Source organism: Klebsiella sp. GG_Kp146, from assembly GCF_040061975.1.
GTDB lineage: Bacteria > Pseudomonadota > Gammaproteobacteria > Enterobacterales > Enterobacteriaceae > Klebsiella > Klebsiella quasipneumoniae.
Genome location: NZ_JBEAHA010000042.1, coordinates 1 through 15,013 on the forward strand (window position 1 = coordinate 1; position 15,013 = coordinate 15,013).

Sequence of the window (15,013 nt, forward strand, 5' to 3'; positions counted from 1 at the left end):
CATCGCCCGGTGGCGCTGCGCTTACCGGGCCTACGAGGTATGAGCCTGTGAGAGGCCCCCGTAGGCCGGATAAGCGTAGCGCCATCCGGCATAAAAACGGCGACGGTGTTTGCGGTGTCCTGCCCGGCGGCGCTGCGCTTACCGGGCCTACGAGGTATGAGTCTGTGAGAGGACCCCGTAGGCCGGATAAGCGTAGCGCCATCCGGCACAGCCACGGGTACGGTGCCTGACTGCCCGGCGACGCTGCGCTTGCCGGGCCTGGGAGTGGGATTCCGCGGACCCTTTCGCTAAAAAACACCCGCAGCCCATAGACAAGAAGGCCGGTTAGCATCGCTAACCGGCCTTTTTTATCGGCGTCTGCGCGTCACGTTAGTCGTGGCGCGGATATTCCGGGGTGTTGATCCAGGCGTGGTCCTCTTCCCAGGTGAACAGCCATTTCCGATCCGGCCCGGCCATGACGTTCAGATAGTAGCTGTCGTAACCGGCAATCGCCGCCACCGGATGGTAACCGCGCGGCACCATCACCACATCGTGGTTATAGGGCGCCATGCAGGCGTCCAGGCTGCGGTCGTCGGTGTAGACCCGCTGGAAGGCAAAGCCCTGCGGCGGATCGAAGCGGTGATAGTAGGTCTCTTCCAGCTGCGTCTCTTTGCCCGGCTGGGCGGTATCGTGCTTATGCGACGGCCACGAGCTGGTGGCCCCTTCGTCGGTGTAGACCTCGACCACCAGCAGGCAATCCGCCTCGGCGCTGTCCGGCAGAATATTATGCACCCGGCGCTGGTTGCGCCCTTTCCCGCGGTGCTCCACGCCGACGTCTTCCGGCCGAATCAGGCGTGCCGGGAAGCTGCCTTTGCCCGGCGCGCTGCACACCGCCAGCTCCAGATCGGAATCGGCGGTCACCTCGACCCGATCCTGCGGCGGCACGTATACCGACCACGGCGGGGTACGTTCAAACGGCGACATCCGTTTACCGAGATTCGGGAAATCGGCCTGCTGCGTTTTCACCGACGCCAGGCCAGCGACCAGCACCAGGCACAGCTCGCGATCGCCGCTCTCCAGCGTCACAGTCTGCCCTTTTTTCAACATCCAGACATCGAAGCCGATATAGCGCCAACCGGCGCTTTGCGGCGTAATGTGCTGGATCTGTCCCTCTTTTCGCGATTTAGCCAGTAACGACATGGCGCTCTCCTTCGCCGATTAACCTAACGTCGGCATGCTGAATTCAGATACGGTCTGCTGCCCTGCCGGCCAGCGTACGGTGGCGGTCTTCATGCGCGTGTAGAAGCGCACGCCGTCCGGCCCGTGGACGTTCAGCGCGCCAAACACTGAGCGCTTCCAGCCGCCGAAGCTGTGGAACGCCATCGGCACCGGGACCGGCACGTTCACCCCGACCATCCCCGCCTGCACGTCGTGGACGAATTCACGCGCGGTGTGGCCGTTGCTGGTGAAGACGGCGCTGCCGTTGCCAAACTCGTGGCTGTTGACCAGTTCGAGGGCGCTGTCATAGTCCGCCGCGCGCACAATCCCCAGCACCGGGCCAAAGATCTCTTCGCGCCAGATGGTCATCTCCGGGGTGACGTGATCGAACAGGGTGCCGCCGATATAATAGCCCGAGTCGTAGCCCGGCACGCGCAGTTTGCGGCCATCGACCACCAGTTTTGCCCCTTCGCTTTCGCCTTTATCAATATAGCCGAGCACTTTTTTCTGGTGAGTATCAGACACCACCGGCCCCATCTCGTTCTCTTCCTGGCCGCGCATGCAGCCCGGGCCCACTTTCAGCGCTTCCACCAGCGGCTTCAGGCGAGCGATCAGTTTGTCGGCGGTTTCATCTCCCACCGCCACCACCACCGGCAGCGCCATGCAGCGCTCGCCTGCGGAACCGAAGGCGCCGCCCATAATGGCGTTAACGGTGGCGTCGAGATCGGCATCCGGCATCACTATCGCGTGGTTTTTGGCGGCGCCGAAGGCCTGCACGCGCTTGCCGTGGGCGCTGGCGGTCTTATAGATATACTCCGCCACGCCGGAAGAGCCGACGAAGCTCACCGCCGCAATGCGCGGGTCAGTGTACAGCTGCTCGGCATCTTCATTGCTGCAGTGCACGACGTTAAACACGCCGTCCGGCAGACCGGCCTCTTTCAGCAGCTCTGCCAGACGCACGGCGGCCGTCGGCGCCAGCGCCGGCGGCTTGAGGACGAAGCTGTTGCCGCAGGCCAGCGCCAGCGGGAACATCCACATCGGCACCATCGCCGGGAAGTTGAACGGGGTGATCCCGGCCACCACGCCCAGCGGCTGCATCAACGAGTAGCTGTCGACGCCGGTGCCGACGTCAGAAGAGTATTCGCCTTTAATCAGGTGCGGGATCCCGCAGGCGAATTCGACCACTTCCATGCCGCGGGTCAGCTCGCCCAGCGCATCCGACCACACTTTGCCGTGCTCGCTGACGATGATCCCCGCCAGCTCTTCCACGTGCTGTTCCAGCAACATTTTAAAGTTGAACAGCACGCGGGCGCGGCGCAGCGGCGTGGTGCGAGACCAGCTGTCAAACGCATCGCGAGCAACCTGAATCGCCTCAGAGACTTCCTGCGCGGTCGATACCGTGACTTCGCGCACCGCTTTGCCCGTCGCCGGATCGTACACCGGCATCGTTTCGTTGCTGCTGCTGATAACGGTTTTCCCGCCAATAAAGTTTCCTGTGATCGTCATGTTCTCGCCTCATAGTGAAGAGGGCCAGCGCACGCCGGCCCGTCGCTGATTCTGCTGTGCTATAACCGTAGTAAAATGAAATTTATATTTCAACATTGTTGTGAAATGAAATTCCATTTTGGTGATAACAGTCGCATTTTGCGATCACGCATCGCTTACGCGCTTTCCCCATCGAGCCGCGCCGCCTCGCGATACCTGGCTCCCGGTCCCGGTCACTCCCGCCGCGGCAGCCGGGAATATTTTGCGAGGCAGCTCAAACAATCATCATTTTCATTCTTGCTTATTTTGGAATAAACGTTTTGACTGTTAGCCAATTGAACGAACCCAACCCTCTTCCGTCAGGAGTGTCTTATGGCCATCGCAATGCAACGTTTTTGTATTAACCGCAAAATCGCGCCAGCGCTCAGCATTGAAGCGTTTTTCCGTCTGGTGAACCGTCTGGGCCTGAATAAAGTCGAGCTGCGCAACGATTTACCCAGCGGGAAAGTGACCGACGATCTGAGCCATCAGCAGGTGCGCGAGCTGGCGGCGCGTTACCACATCGAGATCCTGACGATTAACGCGGTCTATCCCTTTAACCGCCGTAGCGAAGAGGTGCGGCAGCTGACCGAGTCGCTGCTGAAAGAGGCCCAGGCCATCGGCGCCAAATCGCTGGTGCTCTGCCCGCTCAACGACGGCAACGAGGTGCCGGCCAGCGACACCTTAGGCGCCCTGCGCGACCTGGCGCCGCTGTTCGCCTTCTACGGCATCCACGGCCTGGTGGAGCCGCTGGGCTTTCCGCAAAGCTCGCTGCGATCGGCGCACCAGGCGCAGACGCTGATCCATGACGCCCGCGTACCGTTTAAGCTGCTGATCGACACCTTCCATCACCATCTCTACCCGCAGGCGGCGGACGAGTTCAGCCAGGTGGAGGTGGCGGATATCGGTCTGGTGCACCTCTCCGGGGTGGACGATACCCGTCCGCGCGAGCAGCTCACCGATGCCGAGCGCATCATGCTGACGCCGCAGGATCGCCTCGGCACCTGCGAGCAGGTTAAAGCGCTGGAAGCCCGCGGCTATCAGGGGGTATACGCTTTTGAACCCTTCGCCCCCGAGCTGGCGCAGTGGAGCGAAGCGGATATCGAGCGCGAAATTGAGCAGAGCATTGCGCTTATCCAGCGCCACTGCGCCTGAGGCCTCTCGCGACAGCGTGCGCGGCGCGTGACGATTTCCCCAACGCCGGACGACGAGGTTGCCTATAATCGTCGCAGGATAAATGGAGGAATCGATCATGAGCTCACCCCTGTTGATTGCGCGCACGCTGGATAACGCGCTCTATTTGCTGCCCGCGATGGCCAACCGCCATGGGCTGATCACTGGTGCGACCGGCACCGGTAAAACCGTCACCCTGCAAAAGCTGGCTGAGTCGTTCTCGGAAATTGGCGTGCCGGTATTTATGGCGGACGTCAAGGGCGACCTGACCGGCATTGCCGCCGCGGGGCAGAGCTCAGAGAAACTGCAGGCGCGGCTGGAGAAGATCGGCGTCAGCGACTGGGAGCCGCACGTCAACCCGGTGGTGCTCTGGGATATCTTTGGCGAGAAGGGCCACCCGGTTCGGGCGACGGTCTCCGATCTTGGCCCCCTGCTGCTGGCGCGCCTGCTCAATCTCAATGAGGTGCAGAGCGGCGTGCTGAACATTATTTTCCGCATCGCGGACGACCGCGGTCTGCTGCTGCTTGACTTCAAAGACCTCCGCGCCATCACCCAGTTTATCGGCGACAACGCCAAATCTTTCCAGAACCAGTATGGCAATATCAGCAGCGCCTCGGTCGGCGCCATCCAGCGCGGACTGTTGACCCTGGAGCAACAGGGCGCCGGGCACTTCTTCGGCGAGCCGATGCTGGATATTGCCGACTGGATGCGCGTCGATGCCAGCGGCAAAGGGATAATCAATATCCTCAGCGCCGAAAAGCTCTACCAGATGCCGAAGCTCTACGCCGCCAGCCTGCTGTGGATGCTCTCCGAGCTGTACGAGCGTCTGCCGGAGGCGGGCGATCTCGACAAGCCCAAACTGGTGTTCTTCTTCGATGAGGCGCATCTGCTGTTCAACGACGCGCCGCAGGTGCTGCTGGATAAAATCGAACAGGTGATCCGTCTTATTCGCTCCAAGGGCGTCGGCGTCTATTTTGTCTCGCAGAACCCGGCGGATATACCCGACGCCGTGCTCGGCCAGCTGGGCAACCGCGTACAGCACGCGCTGCGCGCCTTTACGCCGAAGGATCAGAAAGCGGTGAAAACCGCCGCCCAGACCATGCGCGCCAACCCGGCCTTCAGTACCGAGCAGGCGATCCAGGAGCTGGGCACCGGCGAGGCGCTGATCTCCTTCCTCGATGAGAAAGGCAGCCCCTCGGTGGTCGAGCGGGCGATGGTTATCGCCCCCTGCTCGCGAATGGGGCCGGTCAGCGATGATGAGCGCAATGGCCTGCTGAATCACTCGCCGCTGTACGGCAAGTATGAAGAAGAGGTGGACCGCGAGTCGGCCTTCGAGATGCTGCAGCAAGGGGTGCAGGTCACTACCGAGCAGCAGTCGGCTCCGCCGGCGAAGGGTCAGCAGAGCGGGGATGACGATGGGCTGCTCGGCGGCCTGAAAGATATCCTGTTCGGCAGCACCGGCCCGCGCGGCGGCAAACGCGACGGTATCGTGCAGACCGCGGCGAAAAGCGCGGTTCGCCAGGTCACCAATCAGATCGTCCGCGGCATGCTGGGCAGTCTGCTGGGCGGCCGCAAGCGCTAAAAAAAAGCCCCCTCATCGTTGAGGGGGCTTACGTTCCGTAGCCGAGTCCGCTAGGCCTTGCGCATCATCAGCCAGAGGCTTATCAGGAAGAAGCTGGCGCTTGGCAACAGGGCGCCGATGATCGGCGGTATGCCGTACACCAGGGTCAGCGGGCCGAAAATCTGATCCAGCACGTAGAAGATAAAGCCGAAGCTAATCCCGGTCACCACCCTGACGCCCATCGGCACGCTACGCAGCGGGCCAAAGATAAACGACAGCGCCATCAGCATCATCACCGCCACCGACAGCGGCTGGAAGATTTTGCTCCACATATTGAGCTGGTAGCGTCCCGGATCCTGGCCGCTGGACTTCAGGTATTTCACATAGTTGTGCAGCCCGCTGATCGACAGCGCGTCCGGATCCAGGGCTACCACGCCGAGCTTGTCCGGCGTCAGGTTGGTTTTCCAGGTGCCGCTCACCATCTGCGACCCGGTCACCTGCTTCGGATCGGTCAGATCGGATTCATCCACCTGCGACAGGCGCCACACTTTATTCTCGCTATCGAATTTTGCCGAGGCGGCATAGCGCACCGACTGTAAACGACGCTCCGGGTTGAAGGCATAAATGCTGACGCCCCCCAGCTCATCGTTACCTTTTACCCGTTCGATATAGACAAAGTTATGGCCATCTTTCGCCCACAGCCCCTGCTGGGTGGAAAGCAGCGAACCGCCGTACATCTGCTGGGCGCGGTAGTTGCGCGCCATCTGTTCGCCCTGCGGCGCCACCCACTCGCCGATCGCCATGGTCAACAGCACCAGCGGGATCGCGGTTTTCATCACCGCCAGCGCCACCTGCAGCCGGGTGAAACCAGACGCCTGCATCACCACCAGCTCGCTGCGCTGGGCCAGCATCCCCAGCCCCAGCAGCGCGCCAAGCAGCGCCGCCATCGGGAAGAAGATCTGGATGTCTTTCGGCACGCTGAGGATGGTGTAGAGGCCGGCGCCCAGCGCATCGTAACTGCCCTGCCCGGACTTTTTCAGCTGATCGACAAACTTGATAATGCCGGAGAGCGACACCAGCATGAACAGGGTCATCATGATGGTGTTGAAAATCGTCTTACCGATATAACGGTCAAGTACGCCAAACGCCTGCATCAGGCCGCTCCTTTATTAAAACGGGCGCGGAAGCGGCGCATCGGCACCGTGTCCCACAGGTTTAACAGCACCGCCAGCGCAAAATAGAGCAGGTTAATCGCCCACATCCAGATAGCCGGGTCCATTTTGCCTTTGCCGCCGTTCGACTTAATCGAGGTCTGCAGCAGGAAGAACACCAGGTAGAGCAGCATCGCCGGCAGCATCGACAGCACGCGGCCCTGGCGCGGGTTGACCACGCTGAGCGGCACCACCATCAGCGCCATAATGAAGACGGTCGCCACCAGCGTGAAGCGCCAGTGCAGTTCGGCGCGCGCACGATCGGTGTGGGTCTGCCACAGGGTGCGCATATCCATCTGTTCGGTGTCGTCCGGATCGGCGGCCACCGCCTGGTGGCCGATAATGGCCTGATAGTTATTGAAGTCGGTGATGCGGAAGTCGCGCAGCATCGCGGTGCCTTCAAAGCGGGTGCCCTTATTGAGGGTCACCACCTGCGAACCGTCTTTCTGCTGCGACAGCTCGCCGGAATCCGCCACCACCACGGAGGGGCGCGCGTTGCCTTTCGGGCGCAGCTGGGCAAGGAAGACGTCATGGAAGCGGTTGCCGTTGACGCTCTCGATAAACATGACCGCGTTACCATCGCTGGCCTGCTGAAACTGGCCCTGGGCCAGCGCGGCCATGCCGGGGTTGGCCTTGGCTTCCGCCAGCACTTCATCCTGATGGCGCGACGACCACGGCCCCGCCCACATCACGTTGACCGCCGCCACCGCGCCGGTGAACAGCGCGAGGATCATCGCCGCCTTGATCAATACGGCTTTACTCAGGCCGCAGGCGTGCATCACCGTAATTTCGCTTTCGGTGTACAGCTTGCCGAGGGTCATCAGCAGGCCAAGGAACAGACTTAACGGCAGGATAAGCTGCGCCATCTCCGGGATGCCGAGCCCCAGCAGCGAGAGCACCAGATTGGTTGGGATATCGCCATCCACCGCAGCGCCGAGGATCCTGACTAATTTCTGGCAAAAGAAAATCAGTAACAGGATGAATAGGATCGCCAACTGGCTTTTCAGCGTCTCACGAACCAGATATCTTATGATTATCACTATAAATACGCCCGTAAAAACCCGTTTTAGTGCAGGAAAATTGCTTGTTTCATGGCTTAAACGTCATTTATTCTCTTTGGTCGTCGAAAACGTCGCTAAGATTAAATGACTCATCGGTTCTGCATGTCAGGATCTTTTCTGACGAACCCAGGCCTTATTAACGTTAAGATTAACACGAAGTCACCGCAACAGCGGACATGAGTTACGAAAGCTTGCAATTATATACTCAATGGATTTCGAGTTGTAAGAAGGCAGCAGGGCTGTGGCCCCTGGCGCGCACAATGTGCCACGTCAGGGTAAGCAGGCGCAGCCGGCGCATCTGCAACTTGAAAGGCGACGAGTATAGCCGTAGCCACCACTGTTGTCTTTAAGATTCAGGAGCATAGTGCATGGAGTTCAGTGTAAAAAGCGGTAGCCCGGAGAAGCAGCGGAGCGCCTGTATCGTGGTCGGCGTCTTTGAACCACGTCGCCTCTCCCCCATCGCCGAACAACTCGATAAAATCAGCGACGGCTACATCAGCGCCCTGCTGCGTCGCGGCGAGCTGGAAGGCAAACCTGGCCAGACGTTATTGCTGCACCATGTGCCGAACATTCTGTCTGAGCGCATTCTGCTGATTGGCTGCGGCAAAGAGCGCGAACTGGATGAGCGTCAGTACAAGCAGGTCATCCAGAAAACCATCAATACCCTGAATGATACCGGTTCAATGGAGGCAGTCTGCTTCCTGACCGAGCTGCACGTCAAGGGTCGTAACAACTACTGGAAAGTTCGCCAGGCGGTGGAAACCGCCAAAGAGACGCTGTACAGCTTCGACCAGTTGAAGACCAACAAAAGCGAGCCGCGTCGCCCGCTGCGTAAAATGGTCTTTAACGTGCCGACCCGTCGCGAGCTGACCAGCGGCGAACGCGCCATTCAGCACGGGCTGGCGATCGCCGCAGGCATCAAAGCGGCGAAAGATCTCGGCAACATGCCGCCGAACATCTGTAACGCCGCCTATCTGGCCTCCCAGGCGCGCCAGCTGGCCGATACCTATAGCAAAAACGTTATCACCCGGGTGATCGGCGAACAGCAGATGCGCGAGCTGGGAATGAACGCCTACCTCGCCGTCGGCAACGGTTCGCAGAACGAGTCGCTGATGTCGGTCATCGAGTATAAAGGCAACCCGTCGGAAGACGCGCGCCCTATCGTGCTGGTCGGTAAAGGCCTGACCTTCGACTCCGGCGGTATCTCCATCAAGCCGGCCGAAGGCATGGACGAGATGAAGTACGACATGTGCGGCGCCGCGGCGGTGTACGGCGTGATGCGGATGGTTGCTGAGCTGCAGCTGCCGCTGAACGTGATCGGCGTGCTGGCGGGCTGTGAAAACATGCCTGGCGGTCGCGCTTATCGCCCGGGAGATGTTCTGACCACCATGTCCGGCCAGACGGTGGAAGTGCTCAACACCGACGCCGAAGGCCGCCTGGTGCTGTGCGACGTGCTGACCTACGTTGAGCGCTTCGAGCCGGAAGCGGTTATCGATGTCGCGACGCTGACCGGCGCCTGCGTGATTGCCCTCGGCCATCACATCACCGGCCTGATGTCGAACCATAACCCGCTGGCCCATGAGCTGATCGGCGCCTCTGAACTGGCGGGCGACCGCGCATGGCGTCTGCCGCTGGCCGACGAGTTCCAGGATCAGCTGGAATCCAACTTTGCCGATATGGCGAATATCGGCGGCCGTCCTGGCGGCGCGATCACCGCCGGCTGCTTCCTGTCGCGCTTCACCCGCAAGTACAATTGGGCGCACCTCGACATCGCCGGCACCGCCTGGCGTTCCGGTAAGGCCAAAGGCGCCACCGGTCGTCCGGTCGCGCTGCTGTCGCAGTTCCTGCTCAATCGCGCGGGTTTTAACGGCGAAGAGTGATTGCCGTCTGATGCCCGGTGGCGCTACGCTTACCGGGCCTACGGAAAGAAGCCGTTTGTAAGCCGGGTAAGCGTAGCGTCGCCCGGCTTTACATTTAAATCCACAACAAGAAGCCCCATATATGAAAAACGCAACGTTCTATCTTCTGGACAACGAAGACACCGTCGAAGGCCTGAGCGCCGTCGAGCAGCTGGTGTGTGACATTGCCGCAGAACGTTGGCGCAACGGCAAGCGCGTCCTGATCGCCTGTGAAGATGAGCAGCAGGCGATTCGTCTCGATGAGGCGCTGTGGTCGCGACCACCGGAGAGCTTTGTGCCGCACAATCTGGCGGGCGAAGGCCCGCGAGGCGGCGCGCCGGTAGAGATTGCCTGGCCGCAAAAGCGCAACAGCAGCCCGCGGGATATTCTGATCAGCCTGCGGCTTAACTTTGCAGATTTTGCCACCGCTTTCACAGAAGTGATAGACTTTGTCCCTTACGAAGAAAATCTGAAACAACTGGCGCGCGAACGCTATAAGGCGTACCGCATGGCTGGTTTCAACCTGAACACGGCAACCTGGAAATAATGGAAAAGACATACAACCCACAAGATATCGAACAGCCGCTTTACGAGCACTGGGAAAAGCAGGGCTATTTCAAACCGAATGGTGATGAAAGCCAGGAGAGCTTCTGCATCATGATCCCGCCGCCGAACGTCACCGGCAGTTTGCATATGGGTCATGCCTTCCAGCAAACCATCATGGATACCATGATTCGCTACCAGCGCATGCAGGGCAAAAACACCCTGTGGCAGGCGGGGACCGACCACGCGGGTATCGCTACCCAGATGGTGGTTGAGCGTAAGATTGCCGCTGAAGAAGGGAAAACCCGTCACGACTACGGCCGCGACGCCTTTATCGACAAAATCTGGCAGTGGAAAGCGGAATCCGGCGGCACCATTACCCGTCAGATGCGCCGTCTCGGCAACTCCGTTGACTGGGAGCGCGAGCGCTTCACCATGGACGAAGGCCTTTCCAATGCCGTGAAAGAAGTCTTCGTTCGCCTGTACAAGGAAGACCTGATCTACCGCGGCAAACGCCTGGTTAACTGGGACCCGAAACTGCGCACCGCCATTTCCGACCTCGAAGTGGAAAACCGCGAATCGAAAGGCTCCATGTGGCATATCCGCTACCCGCTGGCCGATGGCGCGAAAACCGCTGACGGTAAAGACTACCTGGTGGTCGCCACCACCCGTCCGGAAACCCTGCTGGGCGATACCGGCGTGGCCGTTAACCCGGAAGATCCGCGTTACAAAGATCTGATTGGCAAATTCGTGGTGCTGCCGCTGGTTAACCGCCGCATCCCGATCGTGGGCGACGAACACGCCGACATGGAGAAAGGCACCGGCTGCGTGAAGATCACCCCGGCGCACGACTTTAACGACTACGAAGTGGGTCGTCGTCACCAGCTGCCGATGATCAATATCCTGACCTTTGACGGCGACATCCGCGAAAGCGCGGAAGTGTACGACACCAAAGGCAATGAATCTGACGTCTACTCCAGCGAGATCCCGGCGGAGTTCCAGAAACTGGAACGCTTCGCGGCGCGTAAAGCCGTCGTTGCGGCGGTTGACGCCCTCGGCCTGCTGGAAGAGATCAAACCGCACGACCTGACCGTGCCTTACGGCGACCGCGGCGGCGTGGTTATTGAACCGATGCTGACCGACCAGTGGTACGTGCGCGCGGACGTGCTGGCCAAGCCGGCGGTGGAAGCCGTTGAAAACGGCGACATTCAGTTCGTGCCGAAGCAGTACGAAAACATGTACTTCTCCTGGATGCGCGACATTCAGGACTGGTGTATCTCCCGTCAGCTGTGGTGGGGTCACCGCATCCCGGCATGGTATGACAACGACGGCAACGTTTACGTGGGCCGCACCGAAGACGAAGTACGCCAGGAAAATAACCTCGGCGCCGAGGTGGCGCTGCGCCAGGACGAAGACGTGCTGGATACCTGGTTCTCCTCCGCGCTGTGGACCTTCTCCACTCTCGGCTGGCCGGAAAACACCGACGCCCTGCGTCAGTTCCACCCGACCAGCGTGATGGTCTCCGGCTTCGACATCATCTTCTTCTGGATCGCCCGCATGATCATGATGACCATGCACTTCATCAAAGATGAAAACGGTAAACCGCAGGTGCCGTTTAAGACCGTCTACATGACCGGTCTGATCCGCGATGACGAGGGCCAGAAGATGTCCAAATCCAAGGGTAACGTTATCGACCCGCTGGATATGGTTGACGGCATCACCCTGCCGGAGCTGCTGGAGAAACGTACCGGCAACATGATGCAGCCGCAGCTGGCGGAGAAAATCCGTAAGCGCACCGAGAAACAGTTCCCGAACGGCATCGAGCCGCACGGCACCGACGCCCTGCGCTTCACCCTGGCGGCGCTGGCCTCTACCGGCCGCGACATCAACTGGGATATGAAGCGTCTGGAAGGTTACCGTAACTTCTGTAACAAGCTGTGGAACGCCAGCCGCTTCGTGCTGATGAACACCGAAGATCAGGATTGCGGCTTCAACGGCGGCGAGAGGGTACTCTCCCTGGCCGACCGCTGGATCCTCGCGGAATTCAACCACACCGTCAAAGCGTATCGCGAAGCGCTGGACAACTTCCGCTTCGATATCGCCGCCGGCATCCTGTACGAGTTCACCTGGAACCAGTTCTGCGACTGGTACCTGGAACTGACCAAGCCGGTGATGAACGGCGGCAGCGAAGCGGAACTGCGCGGCACTCGCCATACGCTGGTGACCGTGCTGGAAGGTCTGCTGCGCCTGGCGCATCCGATCATTCCGTTCATCACCGAGACCATCTGGCAGCGCGTGAAGGTCATCTGCGGGATCACCGCCGACACCATCATGCTGCAGCCGTTCCCGCAGTATGATGCCTCTCAGGTGGATGACGCGGCGCTGGCCGACACCGAATGGCTGAAGCAGGCGATCGTCGCCGTACGTAACATCCGTGCGGAAATGAACATCGCCCCGGGCAAACCGCTGGAACTGCTGCTGCGCGGCTGCAGCAAAGAGGCCGAGCGTCGCGTGAACGACAACCGCAGCTTCCTGCTGAATCTGGCGCGTCTGGAAAGCATTACCGTGCTGCCTGCCGATGATAAAGGTCCGGTCTCCGTGACCAAGATCGTCGACGGCGCCGAGCTGCTGATCCCGATGGCGGGCCTCATCAACAAAGAAGATGAGCTGGCGCGTCTGGCGAAAGAAGTGGCCAAAATCGAAGGCGAAATTGGCCGCATCGAAAGCAAGCTGGCAAACGAAGGCTTTGTCGCCCGCGCGCCGGAAGCGGTGATCGCCAAAGAGCGCGAGAAGCTGGAAGGCTACGCGGAAGCGAAAGCGAAGCTGATTGAGCAGCAGGCGGTGATCGCCGCGCTGTAATTGCTCGCGATAGAAAAAAGGCCGGAGCTTGCTCCGGCCTTTTTACATTACAGGAACGGCAGCATCGGAAAAAAACCGCCGCATAGTTTGTCAGATACCGTCGGCTGCGGTGGTGCCGCCGGCTGCAGATCGAGCGAATCGAACTCACCGACCATCGTCGTGTTTTCAGCAATATAGCGTAGCAAATCAATCTTGAACCAGGGATAGGCCAGCCCCAGCGTCAGCGGCGTGAGAAACGTCAACGCCAGTAAACGCGGAGCAAGACCGAAAAACGTCAGGGTGGAACGAAAATGAACGCTGTCCCCCAGCACCAGGTTATTCATCGCGTGATTACGTAAAGCCACACGAAGGTATGCCATGGATAACACGATACCGATAGTGAGGAATATATATCCCCCTAATATCGCCCCAAGATGTCGCAATGCCATAAACAGTGCCGAACCTTCACTGCACAGACCAAACATACAGCCCGTCAGCAGTTGAGCGAATGCGGAAAATAAAAAGCCAATAAAAATGATGATAAACGGCAACAAAATCGCCGTTGCCCATAAAAAAATCACCACACAACGCTTAGTACTCACATAAATATTAAATTTATTTTTGCCTAAGGTTGCGCCTTTGCCGATGAGATCAAGCCAGTGGCTGTAAACCACACCGCTGGTTATTGCCATAATAACTAGCGCCAGCAAAAGCAGAACAACGATCCCCAGCAGCATGCTATATAGGCCATTGTAAAAGAGCCGACTTCCCAGCATGGCGAACACCACCGCTGTTAGCACGTATATCAGCAAAGGTAAGCCGAGCATAATCCACCATCCGCGCAGCAGATGACACTGAACCCCAAAGCGAATATTCGTGAAAGAGGTCATCGTCGCATGGTAGCTTAACCCCTTAATTATCATTACCGGCAGCAGGATAAGAAATGCCAGCGTCTCCAGCCCTTCGCTACCGGGATAGAAAATGGCAAGCGCTAAGCTGAGTAAAACCAGCACGACAAATATCAATAGCCAGCTGAGTAAAATCGTGATACCGCGCCCATGATAGGCAAAGCGGGCGCCATTAACCTCCATATTCTCACAAAGATAACGGCGACTCCGTACCCATGCCCATGGAATAAATAACCCACAAGTTATTACAGAAAAAATAATATTAACCAGACAAATAATAAAATAGCGCCCGACCTGACCATGAAAAACAAAAGAATGGCCAGAACGCTGCAATTGCCCTGAAATCATACTCATAAAAAAGTCGTCCTTGTACTTTAAACCATATATAAAAATAATAAATAATGCGCATCGGCATTAAGCGAGCAGAATATATTATTTTGAATTTTCCCGGCAATACATTTCACGCGCACCTTGCGCCTGTAAACGAATAATGGTATTAAAGAAATATATGGTTATTTAAGCTAAAATTGAGTGATTCTATGAATCTTGCCGCGCCACAGACCTTTACTTTACGCCGTATCGCGGTACAGGATAACGCTGCGATAGCGGCCGTCATCCGCCAGGTATCCGCAGAATATGGCCTGACCGCCGATAAAGGCTATACGGTCGCCGACCCGAATCTCGATGAACTGTATGAGCTGTACAGCCAGCCGGGCTCCGCATACTGGGTGGTGGAGAAAGAGGGTGAAGTGGTTGGCGGCGGCGGCGTCGCGCCGCTCGCCTGCAGCGAGCCGGATATCTGCGAGCTGCAGAAAATGTATTTCATGACCAGCGCCCGCGGCCAGGGGCTGGCGAAGAAGCTGGCGCTGCTGGCGCTGGACTACGCCCGCGAGCAAGGGTTTAAACGCTGCTATCTGGAAACCACCGCCTTCCTGACGGAGGCGATCGGCTTATATGAGCATCTTGGCTTCGAACATATTGACGGTCCGCTGGGCTGCACCGGCCACGTGGACTGCGAAGTGCGGATGTTGAAAACGCTGTAACGCATCACTACCCTGGGCCTCCCCGGTAGCCCGGCTAAGCGTAGCGCGAGCCGGGG

The 15,013-nt window shown here is 58.9% G+C and carries 11 protein-coding genes; 6 read left to right on the forward strand and 5 right to left on the reverse strand.

What is annotated here, in order from left to right:
- Positions 1–369: 369 nt before the first annotated feature.
- On the reverse strand, positions 370–1,179 hold the full coding sequence (gene iolB, locus ABLU95_RS24015) for a 5-deoxy-glucuronate isomerase (RefSeq protein WP_023291777.1): 810 nt from the start codon (positions 1,177–1,179) through the stop codon (positions 370–372).
- A gap of 18 nt (positions 1,180–1,197) precedes the next feature.
- The gene (locus tag ABLU95_RS24020) at positions 1,198–2,703 is read right to left on the reverse strand and encodes a CoA-acylating methylmalonate-semialdehyde dehydrogenase (protein ID WP_348880446.1); all 1,506 of its coding nucleotides are present in this window, start codon (positions 2,701–2,703) and stop codon (positions 1,198–1,200) included.
- Between the two features lie 351 nt (positions 2,704–3,054).
- On the opposite strand from ABLU95_RS24020, the gene ABLU95_RS24025 reads away from it, so the two are divergent.
- Complete coding sequence (locus tag ABLU95_RS24025) at positions 3,055–3,876, forward strand: TIM barrel protein (protein WP_048296518.1); 822 nt, start codon at positions 3,055–3,057, stop codon at positions 3,874–3,876.
- Between the two features lie 97 nt (positions 3,877–3,973).
- A complete protein-coding gene (locus tag ABLU95_RS24030; RefSeq protein ID WP_348880447.1) occupies positions 3,974–5,476 on the forward strand; it encodes a helicase HerA-like C-terminal domain-containing protein in 1,503 nt (500 codons plus the stop codon).
- A 50-nt stretch (positions 5,477–5,526) separates the two neighbouring features.
- Here the strand turns inward: ABLU95_RS24030 and lptG are convergent, their stop codons facing one another.
- Together lptG and lptF are read right to left on the reverse strand one after the other, a co-directional pair.
- Entirely contained in the window at positions 5,527–6,609 is a 1,083-nt protein-coding gene (gene lptG / locus ABLU95_RS24035; protein ID WP_002886956.1) for an LPS export ABC transporter permease LptG, read from the reverse strand.
- On the reverse strand, positions 6,609–7,706 hold the full coding sequence (gene lptF, locus ABLU95_RS24040) for an LPS export ABC transporter permease LptF (RefSeq protein ID WP_023291773.1): 1,098 nt from the start codon (positions 7,704–7,706) through the stop codon (positions 6,609–6,611). The genes lptG and lptF overlap by 1 nt, the downstream gene beginning before the upstream one ends.
- 389 nt (positions 7,707–8,095) lie before the next feature.
- Here lptF and pepA point away from each other — a divergent pair, with 389 nt between their 5' ends.
- The 3 genes from pepA to ABLU95_RS24055 all read left to right on the forward strand — a co-directional run bounded on the left by pepA (position 8,096) and on the right by ABLU95_RS24055 (position 13,027).
- The gene (gene pepA / locus ABLU95_RS24045; protein ID WP_004206531.1) at positions 8,096–9,607 is read left to right on the forward strand and encodes a leucyl aminopeptidase; all 1,512 of its coding nucleotides are present in this window, start codon (positions 8,096–8,098) and stop codon (positions 9,605–9,607) included.
- A gap of 121 nt (positions 9,608–9,728) precedes the next feature.
- Positions 9,729–10,172, forward strand: coding sequence for a DNA polymerase III subunit chi (gene holC, locus ABLU95_RS24050; protein ID WP_048296514.1), 444 nt, complete (start codon positions 9,729–9,731; stop codon positions 10,170–10,172).
- Positions 10,172–13,027 (forward strand): valine--tRNA ligase, encoded by a 2,856-nt coding sequence (locus ABLU95_RS24055; RefSeq protein ID WP_087848676.1) that lies wholly within the window; start codon positions 10,172–10,174, stop codon positions 13,025–13,027. The genes holC and ABLU95_RS24055 overlap by 1 nt, the downstream gene beginning before the upstream one ends.
- A gap of 47 nt (positions 13,028–13,074) precedes the next feature.
- Here the strand turns inward: ABLU95_RS24055 and ABLU95_RS24060 are convergent, their stop codons facing one another.
- A complete protein-coding gene (locus tag ABLU95_RS24060) occupies positions 13,075–14,268 on the reverse strand; it encodes a DUF898 family protein (RefSeq protein WP_241515831.1) in 1,194 nt (397 codons plus the stop codon).
- A gap of 185 nt (positions 14,269–14,453) precedes the next feature.
- Between ABLU95_RS24060 and ABLU95_RS24065 the strand changes: the two genes are divergently transcribed.
- Complete coding sequence (locus ABLU95_RS24065) at positions 14,454–14,957, forward strand: GNAT family N-acetyltransferase (protein ID WP_032454663.1); 504 nt, start codon at positions 14,454–14,456, stop codon at positions 14,955–14,957.
- The last annotated feature ends 56 nt before the right edge of the window (positions 14,958–15,013 follow it).

What these genes read in the sequence shown, in the direction of transcription:
- holC (WP_048296514.1), top strand. Translation starts at nt 9,729, where the DNA reads ATGAAAAACGCAACGTTCTATCTTCTGGACAACGAAGACACCGTCGAA.
- ABLU95_RS24030 (WP_348880447.1), top strand. Translation starts at nt 3,974, where the DNA reads ATGAGCTCACCCCTGTTGATTGCGCGCACGCTGGATAACGCGCTCTAT.
- ABLU95_RS24025 (WP_048296518.1), top strand. Translation starts at nt 3,055, where the DNA reads ATGGCCATCGCAATGCAACGTTTTTGTATTAACCGCAAAATCGCGCCA.
- ABLU95_RS24065 (WP_032454663.1), top strand. Translation starts at nt 14,454, where the DNA reads ATGAATCTTGCCGCGCCACAGACCTTTACTTTACGCCGTATCGCGGTA.
- ABLU95_RS24060 (WP_241515831.1), bottom strand. Translation starts at nt 14,268, where the DNA reads ATGAGTATGATTTCAGGGCAATTGCAGCGTTCTGGCCATTCTTTTGTT.
- pepA (WP_004206531.1), top strand. Translation starts at nt 8,096, where the DNA reads ATGGAGTTCAGTGTAAAAAGCGGTAGCCCGGAGAAGCAGCGGAGCGCC.
- lptG (WP_002886956.1), bottom strand. Translation starts at nt 6,609, where the DNA reads ATGCAGGCGTTTGGCGTACTTGACCGTTATATCGGTAAGACGATTTTC.
- ABLU95_RS24020 (WP_348880446.1), bottom strand. Translation starts at nt 2,703, where the DNA reads ATGACGATCACAGGAAACTTTATTGGCGGGAAAACCGTTATCAGCAGC.
- iolB (WP_023291777.1), bottom strand. Translation starts at nt 1,179, where the DNA reads ATGTCGTTACTGGCTAAATCGCGAAAAGAGGGACAGATCCAGCACATT.
- ABLU95_RS24055 (WP_087848676.1), top strand. Translation starts at nt 10,172, where the DNA reads ATGGAAAAGACATACAACCCACAAGATATCGAACAGCCGCTTTACGAG.